At 33.1% G+C, this 15187-nt stretch carries 10 protein-coding genes; 1 reads left to right on the top strand and 9 read right to left on the bottom strand.

Annotated elements, in window-relative coordinates; translation table 11 throughout:
- Positions 1-6: 6 nt before the first annotated feature.
- The 4 genes from KAR88_RS03305 to KAR88_RS03290 are packed head-to-tail and all read right to left on the bottom strand — an operon-like array spanning position 7 to position 3625.
- A complete protein-coding gene (locus tag KAR88_RS03305; RefSeq protein ID WP_002788668.1) occupies positions 7-1278 on the bottom strand; it encodes an MFS transporter in 1272 nt (423 codons plus the stop codon).
- Between the two features lie 9 nt (positions 1279-1287).
- Positions 1288-2454 carry a UxaA family hydrolase gene (locus KAR88_RS03300; RefSeq protein ID WP_002779463.1) on the bottom strand — a complete coding sequence of 389 codons (1167 nt, stop codon included), beginning with the start codon at positions 2452-2454 and terminating at the stop codon, positions 1288-1290.
- Positions 2455-2456: 2 nt separating this feature from the next.
- Complete coding sequence (locus tag KAR88_RS03295) at positions 2457-2720, bottom strand: UxaA family hydrolase (RefSeq protein WP_002779462.1); 264 nt, start codon at positions 2718-2720, stop codon at positions 2457-2459.
- Positions 2717-3625 carry a dihydrodipicolinate synthase family protein gene (locus KAR88_RS03290; protein WP_057037165.1) on the bottom strand — a complete coding sequence of 303 codons (909 nt, stop codon included), beginning with the start codon at positions 3623-3625 and terminating at the stop codon, positions 2717-2719. The genes KAR88_RS03295 and KAR88_RS03290 overlap by 4 nt, the downstream gene beginning before the upstream one ends.
- Before the next feature lie 232 nt (positions 3626-3857).
- Here KAR88_RS03290 and KAR88_RS03285 point away from each other — a divergent pair, with 232 nt between their 5' ends.
- On the top strand, positions 3858-4619 hold the full coding sequence (locus KAR88_RS03285; RefSeq protein ID WP_002779460.1) for an IclR family transcriptional regulator: 762 nt from the start codon (positions 3858-3860) through the stop codon (positions 4617-4619).
- Positions 4620-4643: 24 nt separating this feature from the next.
- Here the strand turns inward: KAR88_RS03285 and rpoC are convergent, their stop codons facing one another.
- The 5 genes from rpoC to rplA all read right to left on the bottom strand — a co-directional run bounded on the left by rpoC (position 4644) and on the right by rplA (position 15158).
- Entirely contained in the window at positions 4644-9194 is a 4551-nt protein-coding gene (rpoC, locus tag KAR88_RS03280) for a DNA-directed RNA polymerase subunit beta' (RefSeq protein ID WP_002780797.1), read from the bottom strand.
- Positions 9187-13323, bottom strand: coding sequence for a DNA-directed RNA polymerase subunit beta (gene rpoB, locus KAR88_RS03275; RefSeq protein WP_072212059.1), 4137 nt, complete (start codon positions 13321-13323; stop codon positions 9187-9189). Before rpoB ends, rpoC begins: the two co-directional genes overlap by 8 nt.
- A 110-nt stretch (positions 13324-13433) precedes the next feature.
- Positions 13434-13811, bottom strand: coding sequence for a 50S ribosomal protein L7/L12 (gene rplL / locus KAR88_RS03270; RefSeq protein WP_002779455.1), 378 nt, complete (start codon positions 13809-13811; stop codon positions 13434-13436).
- 17 nt (positions 13812-13828) lie between these two features.
- The gene (gene rplJ, locus KAR88_RS03265; RefSeq protein ID WP_002779454.1) at positions 13829-14308 is read right to left on the bottom strand and encodes a 50S ribosomal protein L10; all 480 of its coding nucleotides are present in this window, start codon (positions 14306-14308) and stop codon (positions 13829-13831) included.
- 148 nt (positions 14309-14456) lie between these two features.
- Positions 14457-15158: a 50S ribosomal protein L1 gene (gene rplA, locus KAR88_RS03260; protein WP_002779453.1), complete on the bottom strand. Its 702-nt coding sequence runs from the start codon at positions 15156-15158 to the stop codon at positions 14457-14459.
- Positions 15159-15187 lie beyond the last annotated feature (29 nt).

Genomic DNA, 15187 nt, shown 5'->3' with positions numbered 1-15187 from the left:
CTTTATCTAATTTAAAGTCATTTTTAAATGCACTAATATCAATACGCCTAAAACTGCTATTAATGCTAGTGTTATAAGTCCAAACTCAACCCCAAAATGATTTTCTATGTATGTTTTTAAAGTCGGTGCGACAAAACCACCTAAATTTCCTAAAGACCCTATAAGTGCGATAGCAGCTGCACCACCTTTTCCCTTTAAAACTTGAGTTGGTAAATTCCAAAATATAGGCTGAATTACGATAAAACCTATAACAGCCAAGCTAATAAAAAATAAAAATGGTGCTAAATTCGCAACAAAAGTCGAAGCTATCATGCTTAAACTTGCTAATAATAAAAATAAAATCGCATATAAATTCCAAGAGCGTTTTTTATCCGCCAATGAGGTAAATATTGGCAAGGCGATAAAAACAAAAATCCAAGGAATAGCATTTAAAAGCCCTACTTCAAAACCCACATTTATTTGCAATATTTGAGCAATTTTACTTGGTAAATAAAAAAGCACTCCATAAACACTTAATTGAATACAAAAATAAACAAATACAAATTTCCACACCAAAATACTTTTAAAAATATCTTTTATAGAATAATCCTTAGCTTTAGTATTGGAAATTTCAATATGTTTTAGCAAAATATCTTTTTCTTTTATATCTAACCATTTTGCATCTTTTGGATGTGAATCAAGATAAAACAAACAAAAAACACCCACCAAAACAGTAATTCCGCCCTCGATTAAAAACATCCACTGCCAATTTTTAAAATACATATTTGATGCATAATCAAGTATAAAACCACTGATTAAAGAACCAAAAACAAAAGCTATAGGCACACCCATTTGATAAATTCCATAAGCTTTTGATCGATATATAGCTGGAAAAAAATAACTAAGATACAAAATAATCCCTGGACTAAAACCTGCTTCAGTCAACCCTAGAAAAAACCTTAATATATAAAAACTTGTTTCTCCTTGTATAAAAATCATAGCCATAGTTACAAGTCCCCAAGTGATCATTATACGGCTCAACCAAATCTTAGCTCCTAATTTATGCAAAAGTAAATTTGAAGGCACTTCAAACAAAGCATAACCAACAAAAAATATCCCAGCACCCAAAGCATACGCAGTTTCGCTAATACCCGCATCCATTTCGATGTGAGATTTCACAAAACTAATATTTGTCCTATCAAGCATAGAAAGACAAAACATCAAAACAATTAAAGGTAGAATACGCCAAGATATTTTCTTACAAACCAGCTCTAATTTTGTTAATTTTAAATGCCCCATTTTTAGTCCCTAACAAGTTGTAGCAAGTCTCCAAACTGAAAAATCATTTTGCTCGTTTATTTCAGCTTTTACCAATTCTCCATCTGAAATTCGCACGATTAATTCTATAAGCTCATCACGCACTTCTTCTTTTGTTTTTACCCCATCTATAATGCTTCCTGCGTTAATATCAATAGCATCATTCATATTTTCATAACAAAAAGTATTAGAACTCATTTTAATTGTAGGCACAATAGCAGAACCCGTTGGAGTGCCACGACCTGTAGTAAAAACACAAATATTTGCTCCACCTGCAACCATAGCACTAAGTTGTTCTATATCATTACCTGGCGTATTCATAAAAGTAAGTCCTTTAGAAACTATAGGTTTGGCATAATCAATCACATCCATTAAGGTTCTGGTTCCTGCTTTATAAACACAACCTAAGGATTTTTCCTCTATAGTACTAAGCCCACCTGCAATGTTTCCCGGACTAGGGTTTGCTCCTCGAATATCAGCACGAAAAGACTTGACTAAATTCTCATAACCTAAAATCTTATCATATACCTTTTTAGCTATTTCATCGTTTTTTGCTCTCTTAGCAAGTATAGCTTCACAACCTATAAGCTCTGTAGTTTCTGCTAAAATTACCGCACCACCCTCATCAATGACAAAATCACTCAAACTTCCTAAAGCAGGATTAGCACTAAGTCCGCTATAGCTATCACTTCCACCGCATTCTGTGCCTAAAATCAAATCACTAAAATCTCCTTCACTTTTTTGTAACTTTGCGGCACTTTCAAGCATTTCATTGACTATTTTAATACCTTTTTCAATAGTATTTTTACTACCACCGCATTCTTGTATCACTAAATATTCAACCTTTTTATAAGGCGTTGCTTCTTTGATTTTTTCTGCTACTACTTTAGCTTGTATTACCTCACAACCAAGCCCTACAATTAAAACACCAAAAACATTGGCATTGCTCCCATGACCTATCAAAACATCTCTGGTTTGCAAAGCATCAAATTCAAGCTGGGAGCAACCATGCTGATGGTTGATATAAACCGCTCCATTACATTTTCTAGCTATATTTTCACACACTTTATTAGCACAATGTACACTTGGTATGATAATGACTTTATTTCTTAAGCCAAATTTTCCATCTTCTCTTCTATAGCCCATTATCTTTTTCATATTTATTCCTTATCTCCACGACCTCTAATTCCCGCAGTATTATGGATATGCACCCATTCCCCTGTACTAATATCGCAACTTGCACTAGCTATAGCTTCTGCGTATTTGATAATAATTTCATCTTTTTTTATATCCTTTAGTGCAAATTTATGTCCGCTTGCAATATCATTTAAAAGCTCAATATTTGCCACTTTTTCGCCTTTTTTAAAGTCACGCAAAGCTGTGGCAACATTGTCTTTTTCATTGACTATAATATATCCTTTCATAGTTTTATACCTGTTTCTTTTTCTATAGTTTTAATAAGCTCTTTTGCTTCATCAAAGCGAGTGTTTAATTCTTCTTTTGTAGCAGGTGATAAAGGATGAATACTAGCATTTACAAATTCAAATCCTCTGGCCTTTAAAAGCAAAGCAAAACCCATAGGAAAAGCTATGCTCATACCAAATCTTATGGCCTTTAATAAACTTTTTTGTATTAGCAAAGCTCTGCCTATATTTTTTTCATTGATTGATTTGTAAATTTCGCTCATAAGTTCTGGAAAAACTCCACCTATGCTAGTCATAGAACCTTTTGCACCTGCTAATAATGCACCTACATAAAATTCTTCTCTTCCTACAAAAACATCAAAATTGCTAGGTAGCACATCTAAAATATGATTTAAAAGCAAAGCATCTCCACTACTATCTTTTATACCCACAACATTATCAAGCTTTGAAACTCTTTCTATAAATTTTAAGCTTAGTGCTGGTGCAAAAAGAGGTATATTATAAACATACAAGGGAAGTTTCACTTTAGAAGATAGATCTTTTACATATTCAAAAAGCGCATCTTCACTTAATTTATAATAATAAGGCATAGCAAGCAACAAAGCATCAAGACCTATTTCATAAGCTTTTTGTGCCAAAGTAAAAGTATTTTGATAAATTGTTGAAGCAATACCTGTAATAATGGGCATATTATTTTTTGCAACTTCTTTTGTGAGTCTCATTAATTTAACTTGTTCTTCAATGCTTAAAGCTTGAGAATCTCCCGCGCTTCCATTACAAAATAATCCATTTAAACCTTTAGAAATACCAAATTCACAATAGTGAATAAATTCTTTTTCATTAATACTTCCATCATCTTTATATGGAGTAAGCAAAGCCGGTAAAGTTCCTTTTAAAATTCCCATTTTTATTTTCCTTTCGTATATACAAAAATATATTTATATACAAAAAATATAACAAAATATTTGTAAAAAATCAAATTAAGAATATGGTGTAAAATTCACATTCCATCCTTAATAACTACCGATTCTTACAAAAAATTATCGAAATTTATCAATAAATAATTTTTTTATTTTGTGTTACTAAAAGTAAAAATTATGCTAGAATTTATAAAAACAAAACAAGGATAAAAGCATTATGCATCAGCCTACTCTTAGAGTTTTAAATATTTTAGAACTGCTGGCAAAAGAAAAACTTACCTTAAGTACTATAGCCAAAAAACTAAATATTCCAGCTGGAACTCTTTGGCCTATTTTGCAAACTCTACAAGAAAAACAATACATCAGATGCGATTTAAAGAATAAAAGCTATTATTTAGATTTTAAAATTTTAGAATTAGGATACAATATAAAAAGTGAAAATAGTATTTTTGAAATGATTAAAAAACATATGAAAAATATAAGAAATTTAACAAATCAAACTTGTCAAATGGGAATTTTAAAAGAAGAAAATGTGCTCTATTTAGAAAAAATTGATGCAAATAATCCAGTACAATTAAAATCTTTCATAGGCACCTCTTATCCTGCTTATGCAACTTCTTTAGGCAAGGCTTTATTGTCCAATAAAAATAAAGAAGAATTAAAAAAAATTTATCCAAACAATTTTGAAAAAATCACAGAAAATACACTAAAAAATATAGATGAACTCTATCAACAAATCGAACAAATTAAAAAAGAAAAAATTGCTATTGAAAGCGGAGAAATCAATCCGCAAATTGAATGTATGGCTATAGGTATAGAACATAAAAACAAAATAATTGCCGCTATTAGTATATCTTATCTTATTTTCTACTCTAATGAAACCTTCAGAGAAAAAAATAAAAAAATACTTTTAGAAGAAAAAAATAAAATAGAAAAAGCCTTAAAAATTCATTTCAACGATTTAGAAGAATTATACTAAAATAGCCCAAAAAAGGGCTATAAGTTATTCTTGTTCTTTAAGTTTTAAATTTTGCTCACCATAAAGCCCTGTTCCAACAGGAATCATTCTACCTAAAATAACATTTTCTTTTAAGTCTTCTAAGTAGTCAAATTTACCCGCGATACTTGCTTCGGTAAGTACTTTTGTTGTTTCTTGGAATGAAGCTGCAGAAATCACACTATCACTGCCTATCGCTGCTCTTGTAACACCTAAAAGTACAGGTTCGGCAATAGCTGGTTCTCCGCCCAATCTAAGAATTCGCTCATTTTCTTCGCGGAATTTGCGTCTTGAAACCAAATCCCCTTCGATAAATTTAGTATGTCCACTATTAATAATTTTAACCTGTCTTAACATTTGAGAAACTATAACCTCAATATGCTTATCAGAAATAACAACCCCTTGACCTCGGTATACTTGTTGAATTTCAGAAATCAAGTAATAATGCAAGGCTTTTTCGCCTAAAATTTTAAGCACATCGTGACTTGAAACTACTCCATCAGTTAGCTTTTCACCTGCGTGAATAAATTCACCTTCTCTTACTTGAATATGTTTTGATTTATCGATCAAATATTCTGCGCTTGTGCCATCTTCTGCTTGGATAATCAATCTTTCTTTTGAGCGTAAAGGCTTATCAAAACGAACCACACCGTCAATCTCTGCAATTACTGCTGCATTTTTTGGTTTTCTTGCTTCAAAAAGCTCTGAAACCCTTGGAAGACCTCCGGTAATGTCTTTTGATTTCGCTGCTGCTTTTGGAGTTTTTGCCAAAATATCTGCTTGAGAAATTTTATCACCATCATGAACAAAAATAACCGTTTTTGGCTCCAACTGATAACGCACTGCTTTATCACCTTTACCTGCAATTATCAAAGTCGGTCTTACTCCGCTTGGTAAATACTCATTGATCACTAGCGAGCGCTTGCCTGTTGCCTCATCGATTTGCTCATCTGCACTATAACCTGCTTCTATATCTTCAAAACTTACCACACCATCAATCTCTGCAATGATAGTATTATTATAAGCATCCCATTCTGCAATAACTGACTTTTCTTGTTTTGGCGCACTAGCGATTATAGAATCAAAATTAACCTCTTCGCTATCATTAAATTCTATTCTTGATTCTCTTGGGATGTAATGTCTTTTTGCCTCTCTATCATTTTCATCAGCAACTACAACAAAAAATCCTTTTTCTTTTACTATATCGCCTTTTTTAATATTTCTAACCCTATCAAGTCCATCGCCCTTAAGAATATAGAATTTTAAAATTCCTTTTTCCCCTGCTTTGATATTTTGCACAACAGGATCCCCATCTTTTACAAGAATTTCACTTGCAAATGGAATACGGTTTGGCACATTCCAACCCTCTTTAATCATCTCAACAATACTTTCATTTTCTTCAACTTCAGCACCGCTTTGATACGGTAAATAAAGCTTTCCATCAATGCTTCCGCTAACGCCCGCTAATTCATTTGGTTTAGCAAGATCGTATTTTCTAAGAATATATTTTGCCTCTTGTTTTTTATCTTTTATAGAAACAATTACATCTTCGTGGATATTTTCTATATTGATAATACCCTTAAATGGTGCTTTAATTTTTGGCTCTACAAGTAAAATAGCCGCATTTCTACGATTAGCCACTATGTCTTTTCCCTCTTTATTTTTATAAGTTTTAAGATTATAAAATCTTATAAAACCTTCTTTTTGGGCGCTTACCTGTCTATCTTGTAAATCTGTACTTGCAGTTCCCCCGCTGTGGAAGGTTCTAAGCGTAAGCTGAGTTCCTGGCTCACCGATAGATTGAGCAGAGATAATACCCACTGCCTCACCTGGCTTAACAAGCTTGCCTTCGCCAAGATTGATTCCATAACATTTTGCACAAATTCCTTTTTTAGCTTTACAAGTGATTGGAGTGCGAATATTTACACTTTTTACACCGCTTTCTCCTAATATTCTAGCTTTTTCTTCATCTATTAAGGTACCTTCTGTAAAAAGTACAGAATTTGTAATAGGATCGATTACATCTTCAGCTATAACCCTGCCTAAAATTCTCTCTTCTAAAGTTTCTATAATGGAACTATCTGCAGTGATCTCATTGATTTCAACACCTTCGTGTGTGCCACAATCTTCAACGGTAATTTTTACATTTTGCGCCACATCAATAAGTTTTCTTGTCAAATAACCTGCATTTGCTGTTTTAAGAGCAGTATCTGCTAAACCTTTTCTAGCTCCGTGAGTTGAAATAAAATACTCAAGAACATTCAAACCTTCACGGAAATTTGAAATAATAGGCGTTTCGATAATCGATCCATCAGGCTTAGTCATAAGTCCTCTCATAGCAGCAAGCTGAGAAATTTGAGCTGCACTACCTCTAGCACCTGAATCTGCCATCATATAGATAGAATTAAAGCCTTCCTTATCTTTTTCAACAAGCTTCATCATATCTCTTGAAAGAGTATTGTTAGTGGTTTTCCAAATATCAATAATTTTGTTATATCTTTCACCTGAAGTGATCAAACCAAGATTATAAGAATTTTGAATTTCTCTTACTTGCTTTTTAGCCTCGTCAATAGCCTTTTGTTTATCATTAGGAACGATAATATCAGCGATAGATATAGAAATACCTGCCTTAGTCGCATATTCAAAACCTAAATTTTTAAGTTTATCTAAAAAGCTTGCAGTAGTTTGTAAACCACCTTGTTTATATACATGATCCACAAGTGCAGCAATATCTTTCTTTTTTAAAACCTTATTCCACATATTCTCAGTAACAAAATCAGGCAAAATAGATTTAATAATAAGTCTTCCTGCTGTTGTAGTAATCTTTCTACCATCAACCATAGTTTGAATGCTAGCATGAATATCAAGGCATTTACTTTCAAGGGCCATCATTACTTCATCAATGCCTGTGCATATCTTATGTGAACCTTTTGCACCCATTTTTTCCAAAGAAAGATAATAAATTCCTAAAACCATATCTTGAGAAGGTACAGTTACAGACTTTCCACTTGCAGGCAAAAGAATATTCATAGAAGAAAGCATTAAAACCTTACATTCTGCGATCGCTTCTTGAGAAAGTGGCACATGCACCGCCATTTGGTCACCATCAAAATCCGCGTTAAATGCTGCACAAACTAAAGGATGGAGTTGTATTGCCTTCCCCTCAACTAAAACAGGATGGAAAGCTTGGATAGAAAGTTTATGTAGAGTTGGAGCACGGTTTAACATAACAGGATGCCCTTTTACCACCTCTTCTAAACATTCCCAAACCTCATTAGTTTTGTTTTCTATCATTTTTTTAGCTTGTTTTACTGTAGTGGCATAACCTTTTTCTTCAAGCTTAGCCAATAAATGTGGCTTGAAAAGTTCTAAAGCCATTTTTTTAGGTAAGCCACATTGATCCATTCTAAGTTTTGGTCCTACAACAATAACGCTACGACCTGAAAAATCCACCCTTTTACCTAGCAAGTTTTGTCTAAAACGACCTTGTTTACCTTTGATAATTTCACTCAAAGATTTTAACGGGCGTTTGTTTGCTCCTTTAACTGCATTAGCACGACGACCATTATCAAAAAGTGCATCTACAGCTTCTTGTAGCATTCTTTTTTCATTTCTGATAATAATTTCAGGCGCATCAAGCTCCATAAGTTTTTTAAGACGTGTATTTCTGTTAATAACACGGCGGTATAAATCATTTACATCAGAAACTGCAAATTTACCCCCATCTAAAGCAACCAAAGGACGCAAATCAGGTGGCAATACAGGTAAGTTTGTAATCATCATCCATTCAGGACGATTTGGTACTGCATCTTCGTTATTTGTATTTGCATTTAAATTTGAATTTAAGAAGTTTTCTACAACTTTTAAACGCTTTATAATGGTTTTTTTCTTAGCTTCTGAATTTGTAGCAGCCATTTCTTCTTTAAGCTGATTTAAAAGCGCCACAAGATCTAAATTTGCTAGCAAGTCACGGACTACTTCGCCCCCCATTCTTGCTTTAAAGCCACTATTTTCATAACGCTGCATCAAATTTTGATATTGTTCTTCATTTAATACATCGCAGTATTCTACTTTTTTGGTGCTTTCATTATCATAATACGCATCTCCTGCATTTTCCACGATATAAGCCTCATAATAAAGTACGCGTTCAAGATCCTTCATTTTAACACCTAGAAGTGTTCCTATACGACTTGGAAGAGAATTAACATACCAAATATGAGCTACTGGGGTTACAAGTTCAATATGCCCCATTCTAGAGCGACGAACTTTTGAATTTGCAACTTCAACTCCACATTTTTCACACTTAACGCCTTTAAAGCGCATTTTTTTGTATTTACCACAAAGACATTCATAATCTCTAATAGGTCCAAAAATTTTAGCGCAAAAAAGCCCATCTCTTTCTGGTTTTAAAGTTCTATAATTAATAGTCTCTGGCTTTTTTACTTCACCATAAGACCAAGATTTAATTTTTTCAGGACTTGCAAGTCTAAGTTGAAATGCTTCAAAATCCCTAGGTCTTGCATCTTCTTTTATTTCTATTACTTTAAATTTACTCATTATCTTCATCCTTGTCAAAAATCTCAACATCTAAAGCTAGAGACTTAAGCTCATTAGTCAATACAAAAAATGTCTCCGGAATTCCTGTTGCTGGGACATTTTCTCCTTTGGTAAGCGCTTTATAAGCACTAAATCTACCTTCAACATCATCGGATTTTATAGTAAGCATCTCTCTTAAGGTATGAGCCGCTCCATAAGCTTCAAGCGCCCAAACTTCCATTTCACCAAATCTTTGTCCACCAAAGAGTGCTTTACCGCCCACAGGCTGCTGGGTAACCAAACTATAAGGTCCAGTACTTCTAGCATGAACTTTTTCATCGACCAAATGGTGAAGTTTTAGCATATACATACATCCTACATGAACTCTCTCAGCGATTTTTTCTCCAGTGCGCCCATCATAAAGTTCTGTTTTGCCATCCATGTCAATCTTTGCTATTTCAAAAAGTTTTGCAAACTCTTCTATATTGACTCCCTCGAAAACAGGAGTTGCAAATTTAACACCCTTGCTCCAATCTCTTGCGTAATTTAAAAGCTCTTCATCGCTTAAATTTTTAATAAATTCTTTTTCATTTACAAGTCTTGGAATAGAACATATTTCAAGCATTTTTGCTCTTAATTCTTTAACGAAATCTTTTTGTTTTCTGTCAAAAATTTCTTGAATTTGATCACCCAGTCTAAGCCCTACAAGACCTAAGTGGCTTTCTAAAATTTGCCCTATATTCATACGGCTTGGAACCCCAAGTGGATTGAGTGCAATATCCACACTTTTTCCATTTGGCAAATAAGGCATATCCACTTCAGGTACTATAGTAGAAACTATACCTTTGTTTCCATGGCGTCCTGCCATTTTATCACCCACTTTAAGCTTGCGTTTTGTTGCGATATACACCTTAACAAGCTTAATTACTCCACTTGGTAAGATATCATCTTTTTCTAAAATTTCAAGTTTTTCATCATGTTCAGCTTTAAGCTTTTTCTTCTCATTTTGGAAATGATTTTTTAAATCATCGTATTCTTTTTGAATCTCTTTAGAATAAGCTTTAATCAAAGTTGTTAAAGTAAAACGATTGATTTTTTCAAGTTCGCTAATATCTGCAGTTTGTCCTTTTTTATAATTTTTATCTCCAATTTTTTGATCGCTATTTAAAGGGGCTTTGGAAAGAAGAGCACAAACACGAAGCATTTCTTCTCTATCCATCATCAAAAGTCTATCATGATGCTCTTTTTCTAAAGCCATTTTTTCTTTATCATAAGATTTTATTGCGCGATCATCTTTTTCATAGCCTTTTTTAGTGAAAATTTTAACATCCACAACAACACCTTCTAAAGAAGCGGTTGCATAAAGGGATTTATTCACAACATGTCCTGCTTTTTCTCCAAAAATCGCTCTTAAAAGTCTTTCTTCAGGAGTTGGTTTAACCTCACCTTTTGGAGAAACCTTACCCACCAAAATCATACCTGGTTTAATATGGGTACCAATTTTTGCAATACCGCTCTCATCAAGATGCGCAACATCTTCTTCTTTTACATTTGGAATATCTTTGGTAATTTCTTCTATACCGTCTTTTAGTTCTCTTGCTTCAATTTCTTTTTCGTAAATATGAACACTAGTAAAAGTATCTTCGCGTATAATTCTTTCACTTACTACTATAGCATCCTCATAGTTATAACCATTCCAAGGCATAAAAGCGATTAAAGCATTTTTACCTATAGCAAGTTCGCCTTGATCCATAGAAGGACCATCTGCGATAATTTGTCCTGCTTTTACTATATCACCTTTTTTAACAATAGGGTGTTGAATATAATTTGTATTTTGATTGGTTCTTAAATTTTTCTCCATAGTGTAATGGTCAATAAATGGACCTTTATCATCTTCACCTAAAATAAAAATGCTTTTATTATCCACTTTCTCAACCACACCGCCACGCTTTGCTTTAACAGCTTCCCAAGCATCACGCGCAATAATTTGTTCCATACCTGTTCCTACTATCGGAGCTGAAGCAGTAAGAAGTGGCACAGCTTGACGTTGCATGTTTGAACCCATTAGCGCTCTGTTTGCATCATCGTGCTCTAAAAACGGAATCAAAGAAGCTGCAACTCCAACAACCATACCTGAGCAAAGATCGATTAATTGCACTTCTTCGCGTCTTGCAAGTATAGTTTCACCATCTTGTCTAGCCTCAACAAATTCTTCTACTATATTGCCTTTAGCATCAACCTTAGTTGAAGCTGGTGCGATAAACAAGCCTTCTTCTTGTGTCGCTGTAAGATAAACAACTTCATTAGTCACTTTACCATTTGCAACTTTTCTATATGGTGCTTCAACAAAGCCAAGTTCATTTACTTTTGCATAAGTAGAAAGAGTGTTAATCAAACCAATATTTTGACCTTCAGGTGTTTCAACTGGACAAATTCTACCATAATGTGTCGAGTGAACATCACGTACTTCAAAACCTGCTCTTTCTTTTACAAGTCCACCTTCACCAAGCGCTGATAAACGACGCTTATGAGTAACCTCGCTTAAAGGGTTGGTTTGATCCATAAATTGCGAAAGCTGACCTCCTGTAAAAAATTCAATGATAGTTGTAGTAATCATTTTAGGATTGATTAAATCATAAGGCATTACTTTATCAAGATCCGCATTTAAAGAAGTAAATTTATCTCTGATCGCCTTTTGCATTTTTGCAAGACCTAAATGAAGTTCATTGGCTAAAAGTTCACCTATAGAACGGATACGACGATTTCCTAAATGATCTCTATCATCAATATGTCCTTTACCATTTTTTACTTTAATTAAATATTTTGCAGTTTTGATAATGTCTTCATTGGTTAGAACTGTTACATATTCTGGAACTTCAAGTCCTAGTTTATGGTTCATTTTCATACGACCTACTTTAGTAAGATCATATCTTTCAGGATTAAAAAATAAATCATTAACAAAGGCTTTAGCCGCATCTTTTACAACAGGCTCACCTGGGCGCATTACTTTATAAATTCTAATAGCTGCTAAATCATTTTCATCATCGATATTTTCACTTTGTTTTAATAATTTTAAAGTTTCATTATCTTGTGCAAATGAATTAATAATAGCTGCATCCACTCCATTTGCCAAGTCATTAGCTATTTCAAAACTTTTTTGCTCTTTAATTTTAGCAAGTTTGCTTTCATCAAGTAAGGTTAGAGAGTCAAATAAAACTTCGCCACTTTCTTTATCAATAATAGGATTGGCTAGATAACGATTTAACAAAATTTCTACTGGATATTCTATCCATTTTAAGCCATCTTTAATAAGCTGTTCGGCTTTTTTCTTGGTTAATCTTTTACCGGCTTGATGGATAATATTACCCTTTTCATCCTTGATATCGTATTCTATTCTATCCATAAAATCACTTGGATTAAATTCTGTTAAAAATTTATCTTTTTTAACGTGAATAGTCTGAATAGGATAAAATAATTTAATAATATCTTGTTTTTTATATCCTAAAGCTCTAAAAAGCATTGTTACTGGAACTTTTCTTCTTTTATTAATCCTTACATACAATACATCCTTAGCATCATATTCAAAATAAAGCCAAGAACCGCGATCAGGAATAATTTGAGCAGTGTATACAAGCTTATTAACAACAGTCGAGCTTTCTTCTTCTTTGAAGATTACGCCTGGACTTCTATGAAGCTGATTAACTACAACTCTTTCAACCCCATTGATAATAAAAGAAACCCTATCTGTCATCAATGGAATTTCTCTTATATAAATTTCTTGCTCCTTGATATCTTTTATACCAACTTTTTCACCTGTTTTCTCATCTTTCTCATGTAAGGTAAGACGGATTTTCATTTTTAAATTTACAGAGTAAGTCAAACCTCTTTCCATGCACTCACGAATTGTGTATTTTGGTTTTCCAATTTCGCTACTAACATACTCAAGACTTAACCTATTTTGTGGATCATGGATAGGAAAGATTGATTTAAATACTTTTTCTATTCCACTTTCACCATTTTCAAGATTTAAAAAATAATCAAAACTTGCTTTTTGAAGTTGAAGAAGATTTGGAATTTCTATTTGCTTTGAAATATTGGAGAAATCTACTCTTAAACGATTTCTTAATTTATTGTCTAACATATTGCATATACCTCGTGGTAAATTTTGTAAATTTAAAAAAGAAGACCTAATATCTAGGTAAAAAATAAAAAAGAAGACTTACTTAAATAAGCAAATCTTCTTAAACTTTTAAAGCTTAATTACTTAAGTTCTACTTTAGCACCAGCTTCTTCAAGTTGTTTTTTAGCTTCTTCTGCATCAGCTTTAGCCACGCCTTCTTTTAAGGTTGAAGGTGTTTGCTCTACTGCATCTTTTGCTTCTTTAAGTCCAAGACCAGTTAAAGCACGAACGATTTTAATTACTTCGATCTTTTTAGCACCACCATCAACTAAAACGATATCAAATTCAGTTTTTTCTTCAGCTGCAGCTGCTGCACCACCTGCTGCTGCACCACCTGCTACCATTACAGGAGCAGCAGATACACCAAATTTTTCTTCAAATTCTTTTACAAGCTCAGAAAGCTCAAGAACACTTAAATTTGAAATAAATTCTAATACATCTTCTTTAGAAATTGCCATTTTTTATCCTTTATTTATTATTCAGATTCTTTTTTATTTTTAAGCGCATTTAAACCAATAGTGAAATTGGTAATTGGCGCATTCCAAACTTGCAAAAGCATAGCAAGCAACTCGTTGCGAGAAGGCATTTTTGCCAAAGCTCTAACCTTAGCAACATCTGCAACTTCGCCTTCAATATGAGCAGTTTTAATTTCAAATTTATCATTATTTTCTTCAAATTTAGCTGCTACTTTTGAAACGCTAAGTTGATCCTCGCCCCAAAGATAAACATTAGTATCTTTAAGAACCAGACCTGTTTTACCGGAATTATTAAGAGCAATGTTAGCCAAAGTGTTTTTAATAATTTGAACTTTTACATTGTTTTCTCTCGCATTATTTCTAAGTTCTTCAAGCTTTTTAGTACTCAAGCCTTTGTAATTACAAACTACAATTGCTTCGCTAATTTTAAATTCTTCTTGAAGCTTAGCAATAATCTCAACTTTTTCGCTTCTAGTCACATTTTCTCCTTTCCGACTGAGATTTCAAGCAGAGTGGTTTTACCCAAATTAAGCTTTCGCCTCGACTATCTTCAATCTAAAATAAACATCTCAAAAAATAAAAATTTTTTCAGATGTTTATTTAAAAAGAGTTGCATTATAGCAACTCTTACTTCATATCAAGTAATTCTTGCGTTTCAAGTTTTACAGAAGGACTCATTGTTAAAGACAAAGCTGCGCTTTTAATATATCTACCTTTAGCTGCTGCAGGTTTATGTTTATTAATCGCTTTAATAAAAGTAGAAATATTATCCCAAAGTTGCTCTTTAGAAAAACTTACTTTTCCAAGGCCTGCATGAATATTTCCTTGTTTGTCTACACGGAAATTTACTTGTCCGCTTTTAGCATTATTAACTGCTTGAGCTACATCCATAGTAACTGTTCCGGTTTTTGGATTTGGCATTAAACCTTTAGGTCCTAAGATTCTACCTACTTTACCCACAAGACCCATTAAATTAGGAGTTGCGATTAATACATCAAAATTCATATTGCCTTTTTGAATTTCTTCTATCAAGTCATCACTTCCTACAATATCTGCTCCAGCATTTTTTGCTTCATCTGCCTTAGCATCTTTTGCAATAACAGCTACACGAACTTTTTTACCTGTTCCAGCAGGAAGTACAACAGAACCTCTAACCATTTGATCTGCATGTCTTGGATCAACATTCAATTTAAGTGCGATTTCAACAGTTTCATCAAATTTTGCAGATTTTAAATTTCTTACTGTTTCAATTGCTTCATTTAAAGCATACTCTTTGCTTACATCAATTTTTTGTGATAATTCTTTTAATCTTTTAGTTATTTTAGCCATATATTTTTCTCCGCATTTTTAAAGTGCTA

Source organism: Campylobacter sp. JH23, from assembly GCF_017846595.1.
In the GTDB taxonomy this organism is placed as follows: domain Bacteria; phylum Campylobacterota; class Campylobacteria; order Campylobacterales; family Campylobacteraceae; genus Campylobacter_D; species Campylobacter_D coli.
Note: the sequence above shows the minus strand (reverse complement) of the source record. Positions and strands in the feature narration are given on the sequence as shown.